The 24,370-nt window shown below is 67.3% G+C and carries 21 protein-coding genes; 12 read left to right on the top strand and 9 right to left on the bottom strand.

Annotated features, from left to right (window positions below):
- Positions 1-103 precede the first annotated feature (103 nt).
- Entirely contained in the window at positions 104-586 is a 483-nt protein-coding gene (locus IE262_RS28965) for an NUDIX domain-containing protein (RefSeq protein WP_134038088.1), read from the top strand.
- Positions 587-598: 12 nt separating this feature from the next.
- Here IE262_RS28965 and IE262_RS28960 read toward each other — a convergent pair whose 3' ends face one another.
- Positions 599-2,047 (bottom strand): globin domain-containing protein, encoded by a 1,449-nt coding sequence (locus tag IE262_RS28960; protein WP_189877808.1) that lies wholly within the window; start codon positions 2,045-2,047, stop codon positions 599-601.
- Positions 2,048-2,713: 666 nt separating this feature from the next.
- Here IE262_RS28960 and IE262_RS28955 point away from each other — a divergent pair.
- Entirely contained in the window at positions 2,714-3,580 is an 867-nt protein-coding gene (locus IE262_RS28955) for a GNAT family N-acetyltransferase (protein WP_134038093.1), read from the top strand.
- A 96-nt stretch (positions 3,581-3,676) separates the two neighbouring features.
- A complete protein-coding gene (locus IE262_RS28950; RefSeq protein ID WP_134038096.1) occupies positions 3,677-4,129 on the top strand; it encodes a GNAT family N-acetyltransferase in 453 nt (150 codons plus the stop codon).
- A gap of 4 nt (positions 4,130-4,133) precedes the next feature.
- Here the strand turns inward: IE262_RS28950 and IE262_RS28945 are convergent, their stop codons facing one another.
- Positions 4,134-5,522: a serine hydrolase domain-containing protein gene (locus IE262_RS28945; RefSeq protein ID WP_189877806.1), complete on the bottom strand. Its 1,389-nt coding sequence runs from the start codon at positions 5,520-5,522 to the stop codon at positions 4,134-4,136.
- A gap of 281 nt (positions 5,523-5,803) precedes the next feature.
- Between IE262_RS28945 and IE262_RS28940 the strand changes: the two genes are divergently transcribed.
- A complete protein-coding gene (locus IE262_RS28940; protein WP_189877804.1) occupies positions 5,804-6,367 on the top strand; it encodes a dihydrofolate reductase family protein in 564 nt (187 codons plus the stop codon).
- Between the two features lie 230 nt (positions 6,368-6,597).
- Here the strand turns inward: IE262_RS28940 and dnaB are convergent, their stop codons facing one another.
- Positions 6,598-8,994 (bottom strand): replicative DNA helicase, encoded by a 2,397-nt coding sequence (gene dnaB, locus IE262_RS28935; protein WP_308432800.1) that lies wholly within the window; start codon positions 8,992-8,994, stop codon positions 6,598-6,600.
- A gap of 451 nt (positions 8,995-9,445) precedes the next feature.
- On the opposite strand from dnaB, the gene IE262_RS28930 reads away from it, so the two are divergent.
- Complete coding sequence (locus IE262_RS28930; protein ID WP_373305168.1) at positions 9,446-10,792, top strand: MATE family efflux transporter; 1,347 nt, start codon at positions 9,446-9,448, stop codon at positions 10,790-10,792.
- Positions 10,793-11,013: 221 nt separating this feature from the next.
- On the opposite strand, the gene rplI is transcribed toward IE262_RS28930, so the two are convergent.
- The 4 genes from rplI to rpsF all read right to left on the bottom strand — a co-directional run bounded on the left by rplI (position 11,014) and on the right by rpsF (position 12,737).
- Positions 11,014-11,460 carry a 50S ribosomal protein L9 gene (rplI, locus tag IE262_RS28925; RefSeq protein ID WP_134038125.1) on the bottom strand — a complete coding sequence of 149 codons (447 nt, stop codon included), beginning with the start codon at positions 11,458-11,460 and terminating at the stop codon, positions 11,014-11,016.
- An 18-nt stretch (positions 11,461-11,478) separates the two neighbouring features.
- Positions 11,479-11,715, bottom strand: coding sequence for a 30S ribosomal protein S18 (gene rpsR / locus IE262_RS28920; protein ID WP_003949403.1), 237 nt, complete (start codon positions 11,713-11,715; stop codon positions 11,479-11,481).
- An 81-nt stretch (positions 11,716-11,796) separates the two neighbouring features.
- The gene (locus tag IE262_RS28915; protein WP_134038128.1) at positions 11,797-12,369 is read right to left on the bottom strand and encodes a single-stranded DNA-binding protein; all 573 of its coding nucleotides are present in this window, start codon (positions 12,367-12,369) and stop codon (positions 11,797-11,799) included.
- A gap of 77 nt (positions 12,370-12,446) precedes the next feature.
- Entirely contained in the window at positions 12,447-12,737 is a 291-nt protein-coding gene (gene rpsF / locus IE262_RS28910) for a 30S ribosomal protein S6 (protein WP_100827172.1), read from the bottom strand.
- A gap of 264 nt (positions 12,738-13,001) precedes the next feature.
- On the opposite strand from rpsF, the gene IE262_RS28905 reads away from it, so the two are divergent.
- The 3 genes from IE262_RS28905 (at position 13,002) to IE262_RS28895 (ending at position 15,774) form a co-directional block, all read left to right on the top strand.
- On the top strand, positions 13,002-13,316 hold the full coding sequence (locus IE262_RS28905) for a hypothetical protein (RefSeq protein ID WP_134038131.1): 315 nt from the start codon (positions 13,002-13,004) through the stop codon (positions 13,314-13,316).
- 209 nt (positions 13,317-13,525) lie between these two features.
- Complete coding sequence (gene femX, locus IE262_RS28900; protein WP_134038134.1) at positions 13,526-14,644, top strand: peptidoglycan bridge formation glycyltransferase FemX; 1,119 nt, start codon at positions 13,526-13,528, stop codon at positions 14,642-14,644.
- 98 nt (positions 14,645-14,742) lie between these two features.
- Entirely contained in the window at positions 14,743-15,774 is a 1,032-nt protein-coding gene (locus IE262_RS28895) for an alanine racemase (protein ID WP_134038137.1), read from the top strand.
- A gap of 116 nt (positions 15,775-15,890) precedes the next feature.
- On the opposite strand, the gene IE262_RS28890 is transcribed toward IE262_RS28895, so the two are convergent.
- On the bottom strand, positions 15,891-17,399 hold the full coding sequence (locus tag IE262_RS28890) for a glycosyltransferase family 87 protein (RefSeq protein WP_189877909.1): 1,509 nt from the start codon (positions 17,397-17,399) through the stop codon (positions 15,891-15,893).
- Between the two features lie 131 nt (positions 17,400-17,530).
- On the bottom strand, positions 17,531-20,188 hold the full coding sequence (locus IE262_RS28885) for a transglycosylase domain-containing protein (protein WP_189877800.1): 2,658 nt from the start codon (positions 20,186-20,188) through the stop codon (positions 17,531-17,533).
- Positions 20,189-20,561: 373 nt separating this feature from the next.
- Between IE262_RS28885 and IE262_RS28880 the strand changes: the two genes are divergently transcribed.
- The 4 genes from IE262_RS28880 to IE262_RS28865 all read left to right on the top strand — a co-directional run bounded on the left by IE262_RS28880 (position 20,562) and on the right by IE262_RS28865 (position 24,320).
- Positions 20,562-21,242: a PadR family transcriptional regulator gene (locus IE262_RS28880; RefSeq protein WP_134038143.1), complete on the top strand. Its 681-nt coding sequence runs from the start codon at positions 20,562-20,564 to the stop codon at positions 21,240-21,242.
- Positions 21,243-21,286: 44 nt separating this feature from the next.
- On the top strand, positions 21,287-22,369 hold the full coding sequence (locus IE262_RS28875) for an inositol-3-phosphate synthase (protein ID WP_189877798.1): 1,083 nt from the start codon (positions 21,287-21,289) through the stop codon (positions 22,367-22,369).
- 121 nt (positions 22,370-22,490) lie between these two features.
- Positions 22,491-23,753: an MFS transporter gene (locus tag IE262_RS28870; protein WP_189877795.1), complete on the top strand. Its 1,263-nt coding sequence runs from the start codon at positions 22,491-22,493 to the stop codon at positions 23,751-23,753.
- A gap of 114 nt (positions 23,754-23,867) precedes the next feature.
- Positions 23,868-24,320, top strand: coding sequence for an LppU/SCO3897 family protein (locus tag IE262_RS28865; RefSeq protein ID WP_189877793.1), 453 nt, complete (start codon positions 23,868-23,870; stop codon positions 24,318-24,320).
- Positions 24,321-24,370 lie beyond the last annotated feature (50 nt).

Genomic DNA, 24,370 nt, shown 5'->3' with positions numbered 1-24,370 from the left:
CGGAGGCTGCTTGTGCGTACGGCACACGTGTCGGGGGCGATGACGACGTCTTTCCGGGGCTGCGCGATGTTTCACGTGGAACCAACCGGGCCACATTTCTCCCATGACCGTCCGACCCGTGGTCAAGCGCACCGCCCGCGCCATCCTGCTCGATGGCGACGACCTGATCCTGATCAAGCGGACCAAGCCAGGCGTCGATCCCTACTGGCTCACACCGGGTGGCGGGGTCGAGCCCGATGACACGACCGTCGTCGACGCGCTCCATCGTGAGGTACACGAGGAACTCGGTGCCAAGATCACCGATGTGGTGCCCTGCTTCGTGGACACCGTCGAGCACATCGGCGAGGACGGCGGCGCGACCGGCGTGAAGGTGCAGCACTTCTTTGTCTGCCGACTGGAATCCATGGACACCTCCCAGCGGCACGGACCCGAGGTCGACGAACCTCAGGGCGAGTACGAGATCGTGCGCGTGCCGTTCACACGGGTCGGTATCGCATCCGTCCACCTCGTACCCCTGTCCCTGCGGCACTACCTCGACGGGAACATCGAGGGCGTCCGGGCGATGCACGCGCCCGACCTGGGCTGAATCCGACGAGCCTCAGTCCGCTGCCGCGACCAGTTCCTCCACCGAGTCGTGCCGTATGCGGTTCCAGGGGATGCCGATGCCCCTGAGCGTGTCCACCCCGCTGCGGATCATGCCGGGCGGACCCGAGAGATACGCGTCGTACTCGTTCCACGGTCCGAACTCGCGCACGGCGTCGGGGAGCTGCAGGAGCCCGTGGCGGTCCACAACCGTGCGGACCTCCAGCCATGAGTGGCTCTGCTTCATCCGCAGCAACGTGTCGATGTCGTACAGGTCGTGATCGGCGCGTGCGCCGTAGAACACCTCGACGGGACGCCGCTCGCCGTGCTCTGCGACGTCCTCGACCAACGCCTTGATGGGCGCTATGCCAGTGCCGCCGCCGACGCACAGCAGTCCGTTGTCGGTGGTGTGGTCGACGGTCATCGAACCCGCCGGCGGCCCGAGTCGTACGACGTCGCCGGGGCGAGCCCGGTGCACGAGGGCAGAGGACACCCAGCCTGCCGGGATCGCCTTCACATGGAACGACAGCAAGCCGTCGGAGCGGGGCGCCGAGGCGAACGAGTAGTGCCGCCATATCCGCGGCCACCAGGGGGTCTCCAGGCTCGTGTACTGCCCGGCGAGGAAGGGATACGGCTGGTCGGGCCTGAGGGTGATGACCGCGACGTCCGGCGTCCTGAGTTCGTGCGAGACGACCTCGGCCATCCACCAGGGCGGGGAGCGCAGCTCGTCCTCGGCCGCCGCGTCGATCATCACCTGGGAGATGGTGGTGTACGCCCGTACCCAGGCCGCCTCGGTCCTTTCGTCCCAGATGGCGCCGGCGAACCGGCTCAGCGCCCCGATGAGGCACTCACCGACGGCCGGGTAGTGCTCGGGCCGGGTGCCGTACTTGCGGTGTCCCCGTCCGAGATTCTGCAGGTAATCGGCCAGCACCGGGGCGTTGTCGATGTGTTCGGCCGCGATCAGCAGAGCTTTGAGGAGGCGATCGCGCTGGGTGTCCATCGCCGGCGGGAAAAGCGGACGCAGCTCGGGATGCCGCACGAAGAGCAGGGCGTAGAAGTAGGACGTGACCTTGTCGGCGACCGGGGTGATCTCGGCCATGGTGTGCCGGATGAGCACGGCGTCCGGGGAGGCGGAGGCCTGGGGAGCGGGGGCGGAGCGTTGGGCGGGTACACGTTCCTGCTGGAGAAGCGCCTGGGGCGCCGGGGCCTCGGCGGATGCCGGCTCGCCCTCGTCCGGTAGTCGTTCCTCGATACCGGCGCTTCCGCCCGCCGCAGGGAGGTCGCCGCCAGATGCGGGCTCACCCTCTGTAGACCGGCCCAGCGGGCGCAGCGCGGCCAGACGGCTGCCCTCGGTCTCCTGCTCTCCGTCAGTGGGTGGGGACTTTTTGCGCGGGGTGAACCAGCCGCCCACGCCGTCGCCGCCGGACGTGCCGCTATCGGCCGACGTGGTGGTCGGAGCGTCCATGGTGTGCCTCGCCTCGAACTTCTTTCGGTCGTTCTGCGTACCCCCCTGGTGGGAGGTTGCCTGCTGTCCCCCGCAGACGGCCTTGCATTGCCCGTTCGGACCCATCGGCCAAGCGGCCACATTCAACCCGGATTCCCGCTGGATACGGACGAGTAGGCGAGTGAGATGGACCGCAGTTCTCGCACCGCAGCGTCCCACCGTGCACCGGCGGCCCGATCACTTAACGCAGAATGCGGGTCTTCGATCTCTCCGTCCCATTACGCTGCATTGGCCTGCGTTCATGCCTTCGTGAGATGACCGCACCTCGCCCCGGACAAGAACCGGACTCGACCATACCGGCAGACGTCCCACACACAAGTCCCCCCTTCCTTCACCACGATCTGCACAGGGTGCGAAAGTCAAGGTTTCTTCAACTGCTGGGCGCGGCATCTCAATTCATGGGTGGCCCAGACAGCGAAGCGCCGCACTACCGGCCGGACCATAAGGGCCAAGGCTGGCGCTGTGCCCAGTGCGGGAGACCAAGTGCCGTCGGCACGACGAGCCTGCTCGTTGTTTCACGTGAAACACCTGTCCTCTCGCCGTCGTCTTGAACACCTGGCCAAAAGCCCGTGCACATCCCCGCAAACGGGTGGACGGCAGGGGCGCAGGTCAGACAGCCTGACCTGCGTGCCGACACCTTCCCTCGCCGCTCTGCCCATCCGCCGCCTGACACCTCGCGATCTCACCGCCTGCGCCGACCTGTCCGAGGATCGGGGGTGGCCCCGCGAGGAGCACAAATGGGGGCTGCTTCTCACGGCAGGCAAGGGGTACGGAATCGATGACCCCGACGGCGGCCTCGTCAGTGCCTGCGTCGTGACCGAGTACGGCACAACGGGCCGCCCGGCCCTCGGCGCGATCGGCATGGTTCTGGTGGCCGAGCGTCATGCACGCCAGGGTGTCGGCCGCCGACTGATGCAGTACGTCCTCACGGAGGCGGACACGACCCCGCTGACGCTTCACGCGACGCCGTACGGTCAGCCTCTGTATGAGGAGCTGGGCTTCAAAGTCACCGGCCGGGCGGAGATGGTCCTCGGGCACTTCACGCCTGGCGGGAGGCCCCCTGTGATCGCCACCCGGCCGGCCACAGCCGAGGACGTCGCCACGATACTCCGGCTCGACGAGGAGGTCTTCGGCGTCGACCGCACCCATGTGCTCACGCGCCTTCCGGCGTTCGCCGACCACCTTCACGTCGCCGTGGACAACGGTCGGATCATCGGGTACGGAGCTGCCTGGCCCAACGTGGACACCCAGGTCGTCGGCCCCCTCATCGCACGGGACACGGAGACGGCGAAGGCGCTCATCACCTCCCTGGCCGCTCGCACCGACCGCGCCGTGCGTACCGACATCGACGTGCGCCACGCCGAGCTGCTGACGTGGGTGAAAGACCGCGGGCTGGCCTCCGTGGCCTTCAATGCGGTGATGACCTATGGGGTCGCCGAACTGCCGGGCGACTGGACCCGGCGGTTCGCTCCTGTGACGGTGGCGGCGGGCTGAGGGCCTCGCCGTGCGCCTGCTCGTGCTATCTGTGCCCCACCGACCGCCCTCGTCCTGGTCGTCCAGTCACTGAGCACACCCGCATAGGCTGCATCCATGGGAGATCTTGAAATACGCCCGGCGGTCGCCGACGACGTCTCCGCCATCGTCACCATGCTCGCCGACGACCCCCTGGGCGCCCAGCGGGAGTCACCGAACGACCTGACGCCCTACCTCACAGCCCTGGAGCGCATCAGCGGCGACCCGAATCAGCACGTGGTCGTCGCCGTACGCGAGGGCCGCGTCGTCGGCACCCTCCAGCTCACGATCATTCCCGGACTGTCCCGCAAGGGTGCCACCCGATCGGTCATCGAAGGTGTCCGCATCCACGCCGACGAGCGCGGCAGCGGCCTCGGCACGAGGCTCATCCAGTGGGCGATCGACACATCCCGGCGCCAGGACTGCCGACTGGTCCAGCTCACCTCCGACGCCACCCGCACCGACGCCCACCGGTTTTACGAGCGACTGGGCTTCGAGGCCTCTCACGTGGGCTTCAAATTGCCCCTCTGAGGGTCTACGAGATCCCGCGCCATCCCTCAGGGTCCACCCCACCCGGCACCGAGGCCCCCTCGTCGTACGGCTGCCGCGTGAACACGAACGAGCCGAGGTCCAGATGGTCCACGGACCCGTCGGGCCTCCTTACGGCCCGCAGAGACTCACCCGCGAAATAGCCGTCGAGTCCGGTCCACATGCCGCCACCGTTCGCCCTGAAACGCGCACCGAGGCGGCCGTTGCCCGACAGAGAATCCAGCGAGAGACCCCCGCCGGCCACGAGCCGCAGCGCGAAGGCTTGCGTGCCCCAGTACCACTGCCCCACCAACTCCAGCACGGACCGGTCGACCTCGGGCAGCGGCCGCCACGGCTCGGGAATCCGCGGCTCGGCCTCCGCCACGATGTGGACAAGGTCGGCGGCGACGTTCGACGCGACGGGGCCTGACGTGCAGTTGACCAGTACGACGGCCGCCACATCATCCTCCACACTGATCGTGAGGCTCGCGAGGAAGCCCGGCACGGACCCGTTGTGCCCCACGAGGAAGCGGCCGTCGCGCTGCTGGAGTTGCATGCCCAGTCCGTACGCCACGCCTGCCGCCACATCCGCCGCCTCGGCCGGCGCGGCGGGCGTCCGCATCTCCAGCAGGGACTTGGCGCTCAGCACTCGGTCGTCGCCGCCCGCGAGGAACGCCGCAAAGCGGGAGAGGTCCCCGGTGGTGGACCAGAGCTGTCCGGCCGGCGCCATGCGTCCGAGGTGCTCGATGGGCTCCGGCAGCATCACGTCCGCCCAGGGATGTACGGCCCAGCCGCCCGCATGCGGCGCCTGCGGGTCGCCGCTCGTGCGGTGCAGGCTCAGCGGTTCGAGTACCTCGCGCCGCAGCACCTCCTCCCAGGGGGCACCTCGCAGCTCTTCGACGAGGGCACCCAGGAGCGTGTAGCCGGTGTTGGAGTAGTGGAAGCGGCGGCCCACGGGATGCCGGTGCGGCTGCTCGCCCAGGACATCGGCGAGTTCCGGACGCAGCGAGCCGGGGGTGCGCTCCCACCAGGGCGCAGGCGACTCCGCCGCCAACCCGCCGGTGTGCGCGAGCAGTTCGGCGATCGTGGCCTCCCCCGCGCCGGTGCCCGGCAGGTGCTTCTCCAGCGGGTCACCGAGGTCCAGTACGCCCTCGTCGCGCAGCCGCAGCACCAGGACAGCAGTGAACGTCTTGGTGATCGAACCAACCCTGTACTGCGTGTTCTCGTCCGGAGCATGGCCCTCAACGGAGGCCCGTGCCCCGGTCCACACCGTCCGACCACCGCGGACGACCGCAGCGACCATGGACGGCGCCCGCCCCTCGGCCTGAGCCACGGCGATGCGGTGCAGCAGGGCGCGACGCGTGGCAGGCAGCAACTCTTCCTGAGGTGTTGTCATGCGGACCAGTCCACCCGGCCCGGAACCGGGAGTCGAGCGAATTGCAGGGTCTCGCCGCCGACGACCTGTCGATCTTCTGTGACCTGCTGGTTCTCTGTTGTCTCACCGCGCTGTCACCCAAGATCAGTTGCAGATCGATGCCATTTCCCCGGCGAAACGATGAGTCTGCGACTGAGCCACCGAGCACGAGGACTACATGCGAAGCTCAGATCGCGCACCGATGAGTTTCCCGCGCCGCGCCGGTCTGTACGCGTGAGACCGACTCACGGAAGGCTGCCACCATGCGGAAATTGATCTACGGCATGAACCTGAGCCTGGACGGCTACATCGCCGCGCCCGGCGACGACATCGGCTGGAGCGTGCCGAGCGACGAGCTGTTCCAGTTCTGGTCCGACCAGTTGCAGGCGACCGACCTGACGCTGTACGGGCGCAAGCTGTGGCAGACGATGAGCTCCTACTGGCCGACCGGCGACCAGCAGCCCAACGCCACTCCGGCGGAGATCGAGTTCGCGCGCCGCTGGCGGGACATGTCGAAGGTGGTGTTCTCCTCGACGATCGACAAGGTCGACTGGAACACCCGCCTGGTCACCGGCGACGCGGTCGCCGAGATCACCCGGCTCAAGGCCGAGGACGGCGGCCCGATGGACATCGGCGGCGCGACGCTGGCCGGGGCGGCCATGCGGGCCGGGCTGATTGACGAGTACGTGCTGGCCACCGCGCCGGTCCTGGTGGGCGGCGGCACGCCGTTCTTCACCGCGCTGGACAACTGGGTGAACCTGAACCTGGTGGAGACGCGGACGTTGCCCGGCGGCACGATCCTGACCAGGTACGAGACGAGGCGCTGAGCGCCCGTCACGCGACTCGACCGCCTGCCGGGTCCACGCGAACGTGAACGCCACCACCGGGTCGGGCAGCCGTCGATGCGGCTTGCCATCCACCACCACCGGGCCGTTCTCGGTGAGCAGCAAGGCGATCTCACGTTCATGGCTATTCGGCCACCACTTGGCCACCGGCCATGGGATTCGGCCACGACATTTGAGGCCCTACACCCGGAACCGGAAGTCGAGCGGATTTATCAGGTCTGCGCCATGTCCACGAAGCGTGAGTAATGCCCCTGGAAGGCAACCGTGATCGTGGCCGTCGGGCCGTTGCGGTGCTTGCCCACGATGATGTCCGCCTCGCCCGCACGCGGGGACTCCTTCTCATAGGCGTCCTCGCGGTGCAGCAGGATCACCATGTCCGCGTCCTGCTCGATCGATCCGGACTCACGCAGGTCGGAGACCATGGGCTTTTTGTCCGTGCGCTGCTCGGGGCCACGGTTGAGCTGGGACAGCGCGATCACCGGCAGTTCCAGCTCCTTGGCCAGCAGCTTGAGGTTTCGCGACATGTCGGAGACCTCCTGCTGGCGGCTCTCGGACCGTTTACCGCCGGACTGCATCAGCTGCAGGTAGTCGATGACGACCAGCTTGAGGTCGTTGCGCTGTTTCAGACGGCGGCACTTGGCACGGATCTCCATCATCGACAGGTTCGGGGAGTCGTCGATGTAGAGGGGAGCGGCCGAGACGTCCGGCATCCGGCGCGCGAGGCGGGTCCAGTCCTCGTCGGTCATCGTCCCGGACCTCATGTGGTGCAGGGCCACGCGCGCCTCGGCGGACAGCAGACGCATCGCGATCTCGTTGCGGCCCATTTCGAGCGAGAAGATCACACTCGGCATGTTGTGCTTGATCGAGCAGGCCCGCGCGAAATCCAAAGCCAGCGTGGAGTTGTGCGTGGGCACCATCGACCGCGTGGCCAGGTACATGTGGGCTTCGTTGTCCACCTGGACACAGCGCACCGGGACGCTCTCGACCAGCTCGACGTCCTTGATGAACCGCTCTGTCAGCTTCGGCGTGGCCTTCCGGCACCGCTCGGCATGCACTTGCTGCTTCCGCTCCAGGCCGAAGACAACGTCCGAGGTCGTGAAGTTGACGTTGTAGGCCGTGGAGGACGCTTCAGAACTCTCCTTGACCTTCTTGGTGGCGATACCGCAGCGGTAGCCGAGGCTTACTACCAGCTCATGAACGCCCTCAGCGAGAGCCCTGCTGGTGGAGGTGAACTGGACGCTGCCGGCGTCCGTGACGGTCGCGTCGGTGTCCAACAGGCCGGCAAGGAGCGCGCGCCGCTGGGCAACGGAGCCCCTCAGGTAGCTCTGCGGGATGTGCTTGTTCCCCAGAAGGCCCATCTCCCGCAGCACCACGGGGAGACTGCCGTGGTTCTTCCCGTGCCCGCCGCCCAGCCATGCGCCCAGTGTGTACGGCGGCACAGGGAGATCTCGGGCAGGCAACTCGACAGGGGCTGCGTTCTTCACCGAGTGATTCATCCGCCCGTCGGTCGGACAACGGACCGTCTCCGCGATCTCCTTCGTCGTCCTCACCGCAGGGTCGGCGTGCCGACCGGGGCCGCTCTCACCGGCCGCACGACGTGAAGCGCGGGTGTCAGTGAGCCACTGGTGCTCTGCATCGGCGATGACGGTGGTGTCGTCATCGAAAGTGATGCGGTAGCAGGGGCGGCCGACCATGACCTCCGTCGCGGCGACGACCTGAGTGGGCCTGCCCGCGGCGTCGATCAGCTGGTCGCCGACCGCGACCTCGCCCATCGTCGTCCATCCCGTGGGCGTGGGCAGCGGGGTGTCCAGGGCGAGCGCCTTGCCCATCGCCGGACGCGCGGCGATGATGATCATCTGGCCCGGGTGCAGGCCGTTCGTGAGCTGGTCGAGGTCGGTGAAGCCGGTCGGCACACCGGTCATCTCCCCCGACCGGGAGCCGATCGCCTCGATCTCGTCGAGCGCGCCCTCCATGATGTCGCCGAGCGGCAGATAGTCCTCGGTGGTGCGCTGCTCGGTGACGGCGTAGATCTCGGCCTGTGCCCTGTTGACGATCTCGTCGACGTCGTCATCGGCCGCGTATCCCATCTGCGTGATCCGCGTGCCGGCCTCGACCAGGCGGCGGAGGACCGCGCGCTCGTGGACGATCTCGGCGTAGTACTCGGCGTTCGCCGCCGTCGGGACCGTCTGGACGAGGGCGTGCAGATACGCGGGGCCGCCCACCTTGGTGATCTCGCCGCGCTTGGTGAGCTCGGCGGCGATCGTAATGGGGTCGGCCGGCTCACCCTTGGCGTAGACGTCGAGGATGGCCTGGAAGATGGTCTCGTGTGCGGGCTTGTAGAAGTCATGGCCCTTGAGTACCTCGACCACGTCCGCGATGGCGTCTTTGGACAGGAGCATGCCACCGAGGACGGACTGCTCGGCATCGAGGTCCTGTGGCGGCACCCGCTCGAACGACGGCGCCGCACCGTCCCATGCACTGTCCTCGCGGCCCCGGTCGTGCTGTTCGTCACGGCCGCGGCCACCAGTGCCGCCGCGACGGGAGGCGGGCAGACGATCGCTGGGTCCGCTGTCGGCCCACGGCTCGTCCAAGGGCTCGGAAATGCTCACCGGGCCACCTCCTCCCGTCCGCCCACGCGGACCTCGCCGTGCCCCTCTTTCCTACGGCACGACACTGACAAATGAGAGGCCCAACTCCGCATCGGGCACGTCGGTTTTGCGTGCATTCCGAGACCTGAAGACAGGGCGGGCGCCGGACCACGGTAGGCCGCTCGGCACCGTCAGCCAATCTGGTTATCCACAGGCCATGTGGACGACGGCCCCGATGCTGTGGAGAACTCCGCAAAACCTGTGCACGACACGGTGGACAGGCCTGTGAACAAGCCTCGGGACATCCGGACCCAACAGCTCTGACCTGCTACTTTGCCATCCACCGGCTGTGCAGAAGAAAAACTTTCACAGCCAGACCAAGATCCTCTCGAACGAGCTGCCACGACACGCCCGGGCGAGCCGCTCGTAAGGGGTGGCACGGCGTTGCATCTCTTACCTGTGGACGATTAGATTGATGTCCATGACACAGGCTTCCGCGGCAACCAGGGCCGCCCGGCGGCAGCACGACCGAGAGATCGTCACGCTGGCCGTTCCGGCCTTCGGCGCACTCGTCGCCGAGCCCCTCTTTCTGTTGGCCGACACCGCCATCGTCGGCCACCTCGGCACCGCACAGCTGGCCGGTCTCGGCGTCGCCTCCGCCCTCCTCACCACCGCGGTGAGCATCTTCGTCTTCCTCGCGTACGCCACCACGGCCGGGGTCGCCCGCCGTGTCGGGGCCGGTGATCCGCGGGCCGCCATCCGCCAGGGCATGGACGGCATCTGGCTCGCTCTCCTTCTCGGCGCCGCCGTCGTGGTCGTCGTCCTGCCCGGAGCGCCTGCACTGGTGAACCTGTTCGGCGCCTCGGACACCGCTGCCCCGTTCGCCACCACATACCTCCGCATTTCCGCGCTCGGTATTCCGGCGATGCTGGTAGTGCTCGCCGCCACAGGTGTTCTGCGTGGACTCCAGGACACGAAGACTCCGCTGTACGTCGCCATAGCTGGCTTCGTCGCCAACGCCGCCCTCAACGTGGGCCTCGTCTACGGCGCCGGTCTGGGCATCGCCGGCTCCGCTTGGGGCACGGTCATCGCCCAGTGCGGCATGGCCGCCGTGTACCTCTGGGTCGTGGTCCGCGGGGCACGCAGGCACGGTGCCTCGCTGCGACCGGACGTCGCCGGGATACGGGCCAGTGCCCAGGCCGGTGCACCGCTGCTGGTGCGTACGCTCTCACTCCGGGCCATCCTGATGATCGCCACCGGGGTCGCAGCGCGCCTCGGAGACGCCGATATCGCAGCGCATCAGATCATCCTTTCCCTATGGAGCCTGCTCGCCTTCGCGCTCGACGCGATAGCCATCGCGGGGCAGGCCATCATCGGCCGTTATCTCGGCGCGGGCGACGCCCAGGGAGCCAGGGAGGCATGTCGCCGTATGGTGCAGTGGGGCATCGCCACCGGCGTCGTGCTGGGACTGCTGGTGCTCATCAGCCGCCCCGTGTTCATCCCGCTCTTCACGGGCGATCCGGTGGTCCAGGACGCCGCATTGCCCGCCCTCATGGTGGTGGCGCTCTCCCAGCCGATCTCGGGCATCGTGTTCGTTCTCGATGGCGTGCTGATGGGCGCGGGAGACGGCCCGTATCTGGCGTGGGCGATGCTGCTGACCCTCGCGATCTTCACGCCCGCGGCGCTACTCGTTCCGGCCTTCGATGGCGGACTGACCGCACTCTGGGGAGCCATGACGCTGATGATGACGATGCGCATGCTGACACTGTGGCTGCGCTCCCGCTCCGGTCGCTGGGTCGTCACGGGGGCGACGCGCTGAGCAAGTCGACGCCCGAGTCACGCGGTGTCGGCGCCGTCGTCCGAGTCGAGCCACCCGCGTGTGATGAGAAACGTCGCCCTGGTCCCTGCCTGTTTCACGTGAAACAGGCAGGCGTCCCACCCGCCCCGAGACTGGTTCGTCGTCCTCCGAGGGGCCAAGCAAGTAGCAGGGGCCGCACCCGAAGGGTGCGGCCCCTGCTACCGCTTCAGCGAGCGCGGCACTCAGGCCGCAACGACCTCGATGCTGACCTTGGCGGCCACCTCGGGGTGCAGACGCACGGACGTCTCGTGGGCGCCCAGCGTCTTGATGGGCGCGCCCAGCTCGATGCGGCGCTTGTCGACCTCGGGGCCACCGGAGGCCTTGATCGCCGAGGCGATGTCGGCCGGGGTGACGGAACCGAAGAGACGACCGGCGTCGCCGGAGCGAACGGCCAGACGGACCTTGACACCCTCGATCTGGGCCTTGACCTGGTTGGCCTGCTCGATGGTCTGAATCTCGTGGATCTTGCGAGCGCGACGGATCTGCTCGACGTCCTTCTCGCCGCCCTTGGTCCAGCGGATCGCGAACTTCCGCGGGATCAGGTAGTTGCGAGCGTAACCGTCCTTGACGTCGACGACGTCGCCCGCGGCACCGAGGCCGGAGACCTCGTGGGTGAGGATGATCTTCATGAGTAGGTCACCCTTCCCTTAGCGCGCGGTGGACGTGTAGGGCAGCAGCGCCATCTCACGGCTGTTCTTCACGGCCGTAGCGACGTCACGCTGGTGCTGCGTGCAGTTGCCGGTCACGCGGCGGGCACGGATCTTGCCGCGGTCGGAAATGAACTTCCGCAGCATGTTCGTGTCCTTGTAGTCCACGTACGTGACCTTGTCCTTGCAGAAAGCGCAGACCTTCTTCTTCGGCTTGCGCACAGGCGGCTTCGCCATGGTGTTTCTCCTGTGTGATCAAGAAGTTTGGGGTGCGGCCCCGCCCCTCGCCCCGAAGGACCGGTGTCCCGGTCCGAAGGCTTAGAAGGGGGGCTCGTCCGAGTAGCCGCCACCGCCGCCGGAGCCTCCGCCCCAGCCGCCGCCACCCTGCTGGCCGCCGGCGGGAGCGCCGGTGGCCCACGGGTCGTCGGCAGGAGCGCCGCCGCCCTGCTGGCCGCCGCCGGGGCCTCCGCCCCAGCCGCCGCCACCCTGGCCGCCCCCGCCGCCGTAACCGCCCTGGCCACCGCGGCCGGCGGTCTTGGTGACCTTGGCCGTGGCGTTGCGCAGGCTCGCGCCGACCTCGTCGACGTCGAGCTCGTAGACCGTGCGCTTGACGCCCTCACGGTCCTCGTAGGACCGCTGCTTCAGCCGACCCTGCACGATGACGCGCATGCCTCGCTGAAGCGACTCGGCGACGTTTTCCGCCGCCTGACGCCAGACCGAGCAGGTCAGGAAGAGGCTCTCGCCGTCCTTCCACTCGTTCGTCTGGCGGTCGAAGGTGCGGGGGGTGGACGCGACACGGAACTTCGCGACCGCCGCACCGGAAGGGGTGAAGCGCAGCTCGGGGTCGTCGACAAGATTGCCGACGACCGTGATGACGGTCTCGCCTGCCATGGGGGAACCTCTCGGCGGGTTTGCTGCTGGCTGCTTGTGCTGCTACTCGATTCCCGAGATCAGCTGAGCGGGAGTGCTCAGTGGGTCTCGGGGCGGAGGACCTTGGTCCGGAGGACCGACTCGTTCAGGTTCATCTGGCGGTCGAGCTCCTTGACGACCGCAGGCTCGGCCTGCAGGTCGATGACCGAGTAGATCCCCTCGGGCTTCTTCTTGATCTCGTACGCGAGACGACGACGGCCCCAGGTGTCGACCTTCTCCACCTTGCCGTTGCCCTCGCGGACCACGGAGAGGAAGTTCTCGATCAGGGGGGCGACAGAGCGCTCCTCCAGATCGGGGTCGAGGATGACCATCACCTCGTAGTGACGCATGTGGAACCCACCTCCTTTGGACTCAGCGGCCACGGTCGTTCCGTGGCAGGAGGGTTGTGATGCGTACGCAACGGTATCGGCCGCCACTGACAATCGGGGGTCCCGGTTGAGATTCCCCGTCGTGGCCTGGGCAGACACCGGTGCAGACGGTCCAGAGTACCCGCACCCCCGCTTCCGGTTGAAATCAGGCGGCGGGGACCGTCAATCTGTACGGATCGGGTGAGTAAGGCGCTACGATGCGCCGCCTTCCGCAGGAGGTGCCCCATGGCACAGACAATGCGACCCAACATCGCCGGATCCCTGTTCGCCACCGATCACAAGCCCCACCCCGTGCAGGACACCCTGGTCGCCGTGACGCTCGTGCTCGGGGTGGTCTCCCTCGTCACGGCGATGTTCGACCACCTGCACCTGCTCAGTTCCTGGACAGGTCTGGTGGGGATCCTGACCGGAGCGTACGGACAGTTCATCTCGGAGACGACCCGTGAGCGCTTCGGCCTGATCCTCGGTCTCGGTGCCTCGGCGGTCGGTTTCTTCCTCGGCATGGCACATGGCGGCCTCTTCGGCGGGCTCATCGGCTGAACTCGTCGCGGCGGCTGACGGGTCGTCGGGGGACTCCCCCGACGACCCGTCAGCCGGCCGAACCACACCTCGCGGCGCCCCGGCCACGCACCGGTCGGAGCCCGGGTTGCATACGGCCAGACGGCGCGCTCGCAGGGCGCAGTAGGCTTCGGCGCGAGAGCCGGAGCCCCTGTACCCATGGGGACACACCAGCCCGAGGAGCGCCCCGAATGAGCCTGACCCTGAGGACGATCAGCCGAGAGCAGCATCTGGCATACATCCAGAGCCTGCCGGCGGCGAGCCACATGCAGGTCCCGGCCTGGGCCGACGTCAAGGCGGAGTGGCGCTCCGAGAGCCTCGGCTGGTTCGACAAGACGGGCGAGATGGTCGGGGCCGGCCTCGTCCTGTACCGGCAGCTGCCCAAGATCAAGCGCTATCTCGCCTATCTGCCCGAGGGCCCGGTGATCAACTGGTTCGCGCCGAACCTGGTCGACTGGCTGGAACCGATGCTCGCGCACCTCAAGCAGCAGGGCGCCTTCTCCGTGAAGATGGGCCCGCCGGTGATCATTCGGCGCTGGGAGGCCGCGTCCATCAAGAAGGGCATCCAGGACCCGGACGTGAAGCGCCTGCGCGACATCGAGGCCGACTTCATCGAGCCGCGTGCCTTCGAGGTCGCCGACAAGCTGCGCCGTATGGGCTGGCAGCAGGGCGAGGACGGAGGGGCCGGCTTCGGTGACGTCCAGCCCCGCTATGTCTACCAGGTGCCGCTCGCGAACCGCTCTCTGGAAGAGGTCCACAAGAACTTCAACCAGCTGTGGCGGCGCAACATCAAGAAGGCGGAGAAGGCGGGGGTCGAGGTCGTCCAGGGCGGCTACCACGACCTGGAGGAGTGGCAGCGGCTGTACGAGATCACGGCCGTGCGCGACCGCTTCCGGCCCCGCCCGCTGTCGTACTTCCAGCGCATGTGGACGGCACTCAACACGGAGGACCCCAACCGCATGCGGCTGTACTTCGCCCGGCACAACGGCGTGAACCTGTCGGCGGCGACGATGCTGGTCGTCGGTGGACACGTCTGGTACTCGTACGGCGCCTCGGACAACATCGGGCGGGAGGTCCGGCCCTCGAACGCGATGCAGTGGCGGATGCTGCGTGACGCCTACGCCCTCGGTGCGACCGTCTACGACCTGCGCGGCATCTCCGACTCGCTGGACGAGACGGACCACCTTTTCGGCCTGATCCAGTTCAAGGTGGGGACGGGCGGGCAGGCCGCCGAATACCTGGGTGAGTGGGACTTCCCGCTCAACAAGCTGCTCCACAAGGCGCTCGACATCTACATGTCGCGCCGGTGACGCGGTCCGGTATCGCCCCGCCGGTCCGGCGGATGCATCACAATTGCGCTTCATACCTCTGATACACCGCAGCCACGAGAAAGGTTCCGGGACCGGCCATGGCGCTCACGCTCTACGTCGACACCGCGCGCTGGCGGGCACACCACAAGCACGTGCAGGAGCAGTTCCCGGGGCTCGTCCCCGTCTGCAAGGGCAACGGCTACGGCTTCGGCCACGAGCGGCTGGCCGAGGAGGCCACACGCCTCGGATCGGACATCCTCGCCATCGGCACCACATACGAGGCCGCCCGGATCAAGGACTGGTTCAGCGGCGACCTGCTGGTGCTCACGCCGTTCCGGCGGGGCGAGGAGCCGGTGCCGCTGCCCGACCGCGTCATCCGCTCCGTGTCATCCGTGGACGGCGTGTACGGCCTCGTGGGCGCCCGCGTGGTCATCGAGGTCATGTCCTCGATGAAGCGGCACGGCGTGAGCGAGCAGGACCTGCCCCAGCTCCACGCCGCCATAGAGAACGTTCGCCTGGAGGGGTTCGCCCTCCACCTGCCGCTGGACCGCACCGACGGATCCGACGCCGTCGAGGAGGTCATCGGCTGGATGGATCGCCTGCGCGCGGCCCGCCTGCCGCTCCACACCATGTTCGTCAGCCACCTCAAGGCCGCGGAACTCGTCCGTCTGCAGCAGCAGTTCCCGCAGACCCGCTTCCGCGCCCGCATCGGCACGCGGCTGTGGCTGGGGGACCACGAGGCGACCGAGTACCGGGGCGCCGTCCTGGACGTCACCCGGGTCTCCAAGGGCGACCGCTTCGGCTACCGCCAGCAGAAGGCGGCCTCCGACGGCTTCCTGGTGGTCGTGGCGGGCGGTACGTCGCACGGGGTGGGTCTGGAGGCCCCGAAGGCGCTGCACGGCGTCATGCCGCGCGCCAAGGGCGTCGCCCGCGCCGGCCTCGCCACGGTCAACCGGAACCTTTCTCCGTTCGTCTGGGGCGGCAAGCAGCGCTGGTTCGCGGAGCCGCCGCACATGCAGGTGTCGATCCTTTTCGTGCCCGCGGACGCCCCGGAGCCGAAGGTCGGCGAGGAGTTGGTGGCCCACCTGCGGCACACCACCACGCAGTTCGACCGGATCGTCGACCGCTGACCGGCGGTCACCGGGCCGAGCGGAGCCTCGCCCGCCGGATCGCCCCTCAGCACTCAGAAGGCCGTACACGGATCCCGTGTACGGCCTTCTGAGTACCTTCCCTCCGCCCTGTTCGCTCAGGGCGAACTCCCACCGGTGCCGTGGCTGCCCCACTCGACATGCGGCCCTTCGAGGTGCGCCGCAGGCCTTGGGGGACGGGCCGCCACACCGAGGACGAAGACATCCTCCGCGCCGTCCAGTACGCCGCCCGCCGGATCGTCGTCGCCGGCCCGGCGCACCACGTCACGCTCCGGCAGGTAGACGTCCCGTACGACGACGGCGCACAGGTACAGCGTTCCCAGCAGGTGGACGACGATGGCGAGTTGGTAGCCCTCGGTGGGGAGCCCCTTGTGGGCGTCCCCACTGGTCGTGTACGCGAGGTACATCCAGATCCCGAGGAAGTACGCGACCTCGCACGCCTGCCAGATCAAGAAGTCCCGCCAGCGCGGCCTGGCCAGCACGGCGAGGGGGATCAGCCAGAGCACGTACTGCGGCGAGTAGACCTTGTTGGTGAGGATGAACGCCGCGACGATCAGGAAGGCGAGCTGGGCGAGGCGCGGCCGGCGCGGAGCGGTGAACGTGAGCGCGGCGATGCCCCCACAGGCGAGCACCATCATGATCATTGCTGAGGTGTTCGCCGCCTCCGCGGTGATCTGGATGTCGAACCGCTGCGAAAGGATCAGGAAGATCGAGCCGAAGTCGACTCCGCGCTCACGGCTGAAGCTGTAGAACTTGGCCCACCCCTCCGGAGCGAGGAACATCACCGGAAGATTCACGACGAGCCAGGCGCCGACGGCGCCGAGCAGCGCCGTACCGAACTCCCGCCACTTGCCCGCACGCCAGCACAGGACGAAGAGCGGTCCGAGAACCAGGAACGGATAGAACTTCGCGGCCGTGGCGAGCCCCACCAGCACGCCGAAGGCGAGGGGGCGCCGACGCGACCACATCAGCAGCGCGGCGGCCAGCAGGGCGACAGCGAGCAGGTCCCAGTTGATGGTGGCCGTCAATGCGAACGCGGGCGCGAGGGCGACCAGGAGGCCGTCCCAGGGGCGTCGACGCTGAGTGCGTACGGTGCAGACGGCGATGACGGCCGTGCACACCATGAGCATCCCGGCATTGACCATCCAGTACCACTGCTCCTGGTGCTGGATGCTGCCGCTGCCAGGAGTGAGCCAGGAGGCGACCTCCATGAACACACCGGTCAGCACCGGGTACTCCAGGTACTGCATGTCGCCGGGGAGCTTGTCGAAGTACGGCACAAGCCCGTCCGCAAAGCCCCGTCCCTGGTAGAGGTGGGGGATGTCCGAGTAGCACGCGTGCGTGTACTGGGAGCTGACCCCGAAGAACCAGGCACCGTCGTAGCAGGGCAGCTTCTGCACCATGCCGAGGGCGAACATGCCGATCGCCACCAGCGCGACCACCCGCACGGGAGTCCACCAGGACGTCCCGAGCAGTGCGCGCCGCCCGATGGGTCCGCCGATCAGCTCGCTGCCGCTGGCGGCGACCCCGTCCTCCTTGGTCGGCTGCACCGGCTCCGGCTCGTCCACGCTCACTCGCGTCGTGTCTGCACTGGGCATGTCGCACATCCTGCCGTACGTACCCAGGAACATGCCGAGGGCCGCCGTACCCGGTGGGGTGCGGCGGCCCTCGTTTCACGTGAAACACCTCACGACGGGTGTTTCACGTGAAACACCCTCGATAGTGATCATCGCGGCGACTAGCCGTTCGGGCCTGCGAAGATGCCTCCGTTGTTGCCATTGCCTCTCGTGCTGCCCTCGGATTGGCTGGGTGAGGCGCTTGAACCGCCGTCCGTCCCTCCGCTGTCTGTCCCACCCGTGTCGTTGCCACCCGTGTCGTTGCAGGTCGGGTCGAACGGGTTGTTGCAGGTCTCGGACTGCGAGGGCGACGGCTCGGCCTCGCTCTCACTCGGCGTCGGGCTGGGCTCGGGGCTCTCCTCTTCCGTCTCGGTCGGCGTCGGGGACGGCGTCGGGTCCGGATCATCGTTGACGATCACGCCGATGGGCTCGGGCTCCGGGAAGCCCTTTGCCGGCTCACCCTTGAGTGCCTGCTCCATATAGTCGTGCCAGATTTCGGACGGGAACGAAGCGCCGTGGATCGACTCCTGATCGCCGGTCCCGTACATCTCCAGGAACTGGCGCTCCTTGCCGGAGGCGTTGTCGTCCATGCGGTACATGCCAATCGCCGTCGACAGCTGTGGTGTGTACCCGACGAACCAGGCGGACTTGTTACCGTCGGTGGTACCGGTCTTGCCCGCCACCTCACGACCGGGCAGCTGGGCATTGGTGCCTGTTCCGTCCTCTACCACGGTTTTGAGGACGTCGGTGACGTTGTCGGCGACCGGTGCCGTGAAGGCCTGCTTGGTCTCAGCGACGTCATCGTGATTGAAGACCGTGCCGTCCTGGTTCGTGACCTCTGTGACCGAGTACAGATCGCGCTGCTTGCCCCTGGCCGCGAAGGTGGCGTACGACCCGGCCATGCGGATCGCGCTCGGGTCGGAGATGCCGATCGAGAAGGACGGGAAGCTTGTGCCGGCCAGACTGCTTTCGAGGAGACCCGCGTCCACAGCGGCCTCCTTCACCTTGTCCAGGCCGACGTCCATGCCGAGCTGGACGAACGCGGAGTTGGCCGAGACCCTCATCGCTTCACGAAGGTCAATCTTGTAGTCGGGCGGCGATCCGTATGACTCGTCCCCGTCGTTGACCTGCAGCCACTCCTGGTCCTTCTCGTTTCGCCAGATCTCCCCGTCGTAAGTCCTGATCTTCAGCTTGTTCTTACCGCTGTACAGGCTTTTCGGAGAGGCGATCGTGCGTTCGTCCTGCGCCTGGGTCGGGTCGCCGTCCTTGTCGCGCACGCCCCACTTCATGGCGGCCGCCAAGACGAACGGCTTGAACGTCGATCCGACTTGGGCGCCGGTCACGTCGCAGTTGTTGGTGAAGTGCTTGGTCGCGTTCTCACCGCCGTAGCAGGCTTTGATCGCGCCGGTGGCCGGGTCCACGGACGCCCCGCCGAACTGGACGTGGGTGTCCGTCTCCGGGCGCTCCTTGGGCTTGATGTTCGCCTTCTGGACCTTCTTGACCGCGGCTTCGAGTTGGTCGACCTTCTTCTTCTCAAAGGTCGTGTAGATCGAGTACCCACCCTGCTGAAGCTTGTCGGCACTGACGATGTCGTTGTTGATCAGGTAGGCCTTGGCAAGGTCGACCAGGTAGCCGACCTGGCCGCTCAACTTGTTGTTGGCGCGCGGGTTCTTCCACTTCGGGAGCTTGGTGTACTTGGCCCGCTCCGTGGCGCTCAGATGGCGGTACTCGACCATCTTGTCGAGGGTGTCCTGCATCTGCCGCAGGGCTCGCCTGCTGTTGTCCTGGGGGGTCGCTGCCGGGTCGATGGACGTCGCGCCCGCGGGGTCGTAGTACGTGGCGCCCTTGAGCGTCGCCGCCAGGAAGGCACACTCGCCTGCGTTCAGGTCGGCAGCGTCCTTGTCGAAGTACGCGCGCGCGGCAGCCTGGATGCCGTAGGCGTTGCGGCCGTAGTAGGCGGAGTTCAGGTAGCCGGCCATGATTTCGTCTTTGTCCATGTCGGTGCCGACCTTGATGGAGACGAACAGCTCCTTGAACTTGCGGGAGATCGTCTGTGACTGATCGTCCAGCATCGCGTTCTTCACGTACTGCTGGGTGATCGTGGAGCCGCCCTGGGTCTCACCACCCTTGGCCATGTTGAGTACGGCACGCGCGATGCCCATCGGGTCGATGCCGTTGTCCTCGTAGAAGGTCTTGTTCTCCTGCGAGATGACCGCGAACTGCATGTTCTTGGGGATCTGCGAGAGGTTGATGATCTGCCGGTTCGTCTCACCACCTGTCGCGACCATCTCAGAGCGGTCCGCCCAGTAGAAGACGTTGTTCTGTGCCTTCGCCGTCTGCTGGACGTTCGGCACACTCACCCAGGCGTACCCCACACCCGCTAGAGCCAGCAGACCGCCGAAGATGCCGATGAAGGCTCCGGTCACCAGCTTCCACGACGGCACCCAGCGAGCAGCGCCGTACTTCCCGGCGCGCGGGTAGTCGATGATCCGCTTCCTGTCCGGTGGCGCGGCACGCCCTCTGCCACGCCCGGGACCGCGTCCCGCGCCGTCGGGTGCCGCTCTGCGGCGGCCACCCGCTCCGCCTCTCTGGGCTGCCCGCCGGGCCTCGGCACGACCGCCGTAAGGACGGTCCTCACCTCCCAAGCCATGGGAGCCTGAAGGAGACCCGGTGGCGCCTCGCGGTGCCGCGCGGCGACCGGAGGACGCCGACTGGCCGCGTCGGGCCGCGGCACGTCCGCCTCCCTGCGGCTGCGTCGGTTTGCGACGGTGCTCACTCATCGAACGACTACTCCTCGGGCAGGCGCACCCGTGCGCGCCTGGAAACGGCGGCTGGTTTCCTGTCCCCCCGAAGTACGGATGCGGTCGTGTTGGCATTCATCCGTACTGCACCGAGGACAACGACGTGCTCGGAAGTCACTCGGTTCCCGGTGGTGTGCATGGCGCACAGACTACGCACCACCAAAACCCTCCGAGCACCGAACTTCACCCCAAACCAGGCAACTTGCCTGCAACGAATCGGTGATGTGATCCCGTTCACCGATTCTCCTCTTGTCGCAGCCGGAGGGGCGCCCTATCGTCGAGATGTATCGAGTCGATACATCAGCACGGCATAAAGACGTGCCGGCGAGGCCGCGGCAGAGGGGAGGCGACGATGAGCCGGCGTTCCGGGATCCTTGAGTTCGCCGTACTCGGGCTGCTCCGCGAATCTCCGATGCACGGCTATGAGCTGCGCAAACGACTCAATACATCACTGGGTGTGTTCCGAGCCTTCAGCTACGGGTCGCTCTACCCCTGCCTCAAGACGCTGGTCGCCAACGGCTGGTTGATCGAGGAATCAGGGGGCGCGCAGGAGGACGCTTCCGCCGCTCCGCTCACGGGGCGCCGGGCCAAGATCGTCTACCGGTTGACGGCAGAAGGTAAGGAGCACTTCGAGGAGTTGCTCTCGCAGACGGGTCCGGACGCATACGAGGACGAGACCTTCGCGGCTCGCTTCGCCTTCTTCGGACAGACCTCCCGTGATGTGCGCATGCGCGTCCTGGAAGGCCGTCGCAGCCGTTTGGAGGAACGGCTGGAGAAGATGCGCGCCTCGCTGGCGCGCACCCGGGAGCGCCTCGACGACTACACGCTTGAGCTCCAGCGCCACGGGATGGAGTCCGTGGAGCGCGAAGTGCGCTGGCTGAACGAGCTCATCGAAAGCGAGCGGGCGGGCCGGGACCTGAAGGGTCCCGCCCACGGAGAACCCCCTCGCGACACCACAGAGGGAGCGCCGGGCGTCCTGCCCCGGCCCGGGGGCGACCCCGGACCGGATACGCCCGGCGACACTGCCACGTGAGACCCCTGCCAGGGCCTCACTCGTACACACAGGGAGCAACCGGAATGGGTTCGGTTCGCGTAGCCATCGTCGGTGTGGGCAACTGCGCCGCATCGCTGGTGCAGGGAGTCGAGTACTACAAGGACGCCGATCCGGCGTCCAAGGTCCCCGGCCTGATGCACGTCCAGTTCGGCGAGTACCACGTCCGTGACATCGAGTTCGTCGCCGCCTTCGATGTCGACGCCAAGAAGGTCGGTCTCGATCTCGCCGACGCCATCGGCGCCTCCGAGAACAACACCATCAAGATCTGCGACGTCCCCAGCACCGGTGTGACCGTGCAGCGAGGCCACACCCTCGACGGCCTCGGGAAGTACTACCAGGCCACCATCGAGGAGTCCGAGGAGGAGCCGGTCGACATCGTCCAGGTCCTCAACGACAAGCAGGTCGACGTGCTCGTCTGCTACCTGCCGGTGGGTTCCGAGGACGCGGCCAAGTTCTACGCCCAGTGCGCCATCGACTCCGGGGTCGCGTTCGTCAACGCCCTTCCGGTCTTCATCGCCGGCACCAAGGAGTGGGCGGACAAGTTCACCGAGGCGGGCGTCCCGATCGTCGGCGACGACATCAAGTCGCAGGTGGGCGCCACCATCACGCACCGCGTCATGGCGAAGCTCTTCGAGGACCGGGGCGTCATCCTGGACCGCACGATGCAGCTGAACGTCGGCGGCAACATGGACTTCAAGAACATGCTGGAGCGTGAGCGCCTGGAGTCCAAGAAGATCTCCAAGACGCAGGCCGTCACCTCGCAGATCCCCGACCGGGACCTCGGCGAGAAGAACGTCCACATCGGCCCGTCCGACTACGTGGCCTGGCTCGACGACCGCAAGTGGGCGTACGTCCGCCTTGAGGGCCGTGCTTTCGGTGACGTCCCGTTGAACCTGGAGTACAAGCTTGAGGTGTGGGACTCCCCGAACTCCGCGGGCGTCATCATCGACGCCCTGCGTGCCGCGAAGATCGCCAAGGACCGCGGCATCGGCGGCCCCATCCTCTCCGCGTCCAGCTACTTCATGAAGTCCCCGCCGGTCCAGTACTTCGACGACGAGGCCCGCGAGAACGTGGAGAAGTTCATCAAGGGCGAGGTCGAGCGCTAGCAGCGCACAGGGCGCCGTGCTCCGGCACAACGGGGCGTCGAGGCGCTTGGCTTCGATCACTGCTGAGGGTCCCCGGGTCGCATGGCTCCGGGGGCCCTTCCCGTATGTGAGGCTGTGCTTCATGTCCGTCGTGCGTGACCTGCGCGTCCTGCTCCGCTTCCGGAACTTCCGGCGCCTGCTCGCCGTACGGTTGCTGTCCCAGGGCGCCGACGGTGTCTATCAGGTCGCGCTCGCCGCGTACGTCGTCTTCTCACCGGAGAGGCAGACATCGGCAGCCTCGATCGCCTCGGCAATGGCCGTTCTGCTCCTCCCGTATTCGCTCATCGGCCCTTTCGCCGGTGTCCTGCTGGACCGCTGGCGACGCCGCCAGGTCCTTCTGTACGGCAACCTGCTGCGTGCCGTCCTGGCCTGTGTGACGGCCGTCCTGATCCTGAGCGATGTGCCGAGCTGGCTCTTCTACGTCTCCGCGCTCTGTGTCACCGCGGTCAACCGGTTCGTCCTGGCCGGGCTCTCGGCGGCCCTGCCGCGCGTGGTGGACGCCGATCGCCTGGTGATGGCCAACTCCCTCTCCCCGACGGCCGGCACCCTCGCCGCGACCGCGGGCGGCGGACTTGCCTTCGTCGTACGGCTGGTGGTGGCGAACTCCGACGCCGCGGTGGTCCTCCTCGGCGCGGCCCTGTACCTGTGTTCCGCTCTCGCCTCTCTGCGTATGACGCGGGAGTTGCTCGGGCCCGAGCCGGACCTGGTGCAACCACGGCTGCGAGCGGCGCTCAGCGGCACCGCGCGGGACCTCGTGGCGGGCATACGGCATCTCGCGGAGCCCCAACGACGCGAAGCCACCTGGGCGCTGGCCTCGATGACGCTGATGCGGTTCTGCTACGGCGCCCTGACGGTCATGGTGCTGATGCTGTGCCGGTACGCCTTCTCGTCCGACGCCAACGGAGGGCTGGCCCTGCTGGGCCTCGCTGTGGGGATCTCGGGAGCGGGCTTCTTCGCAGCTGCCGTGGTGACGCCGGGGGCGGTCTCGCGGATGGGACCGGGCTTATGGATCGTCACCTGTGCCGCTGCCGCGGCCGTCCTGGTGCCCGCTCTGGGCCTGCCGTTCGCCGAAGTCCCCATACTGATCGCGGCCTTCGTCCTTGGCCTTGTCACTCAGGGCGCAAAGATCGCCACGGACACGATCGTCCAGTCCACGGTCGACGACGGCTTCCGTGGCCGGATCTTCTCTGTTTACGACGTGCTGTTCAACGTCGCTTTCGTCGGTGCCGCAGGCGTGGCCGCTCTGATGCTCCCTCCTGACGGCCGCTCAGCCGCGTTGGTGATAACAATTGCCGTTATCTACGCGGCGATTGCGGCGGCTATGGCCCGCTTTGAACGGCAGTAAGTGTCACATCAACGCCACAGAGTGTTCCTGAAGTTCCGTGTTGTCAGTGGGGCCCGGTAGCTTACGCACGTCTTATTTCGCGCCATGCGCACCCATATCCAAGGGGGACCCCAAGTGAGCACTCCGCCGCCTCAGGGCCAGAATCCGTTCGCCACACAGCCCACTCAGCCGGGGGTCCCCCAGCAGCCGTATCCGCCGCAGCAGGGCGCACCGTTTCAAGGGGCTCCTGTTCCACCGCCCGCGCCCAAGAAGCGCGTCAGCAAGACGCTTCTTCGGATCGGCGGCTTCATCGTCATCGCGATCATCGTCGCCATCGGCAAGTGGTACCTGGGCCAGAGCGACGCCGAGACCACAGCCGTGGGCAGCTGCATGCAGAACGAGGGCACGCAGTCCTCGCCGGAACTGAAGACGGTTGACTGCTCCTCCGGCGACGCCGAGTACAAGGTCGTCGAGAAGTTCGACGGCACGAGCGACAGCAGCAAGTGCGAGTCGGTCAAGGAAGCCGAGATCTCGTACTACCAGGTGGGCAACAACCACAACGTCGTGCTCTGCCTGAAGTCCCTGTAAGGCTGACGCCAGAACGTCCGGGGGGCGATGTTTCACGTGAAACATCGCCC

This window comes from Streptomyces bluensis, from assembly GCF_014650715.1.
In the GTDB taxonomy this organism is placed as follows: Bacteria; Actinomycetota; Actinomycetes; order Streptomycetales; family Streptomycetaceae; genus Streptomyces; species Streptomyces bluensis.
Note: the sequence above shows the minus strand (reverse complement) of the source record. Positions and strands in the feature narration are given on the sequence as shown.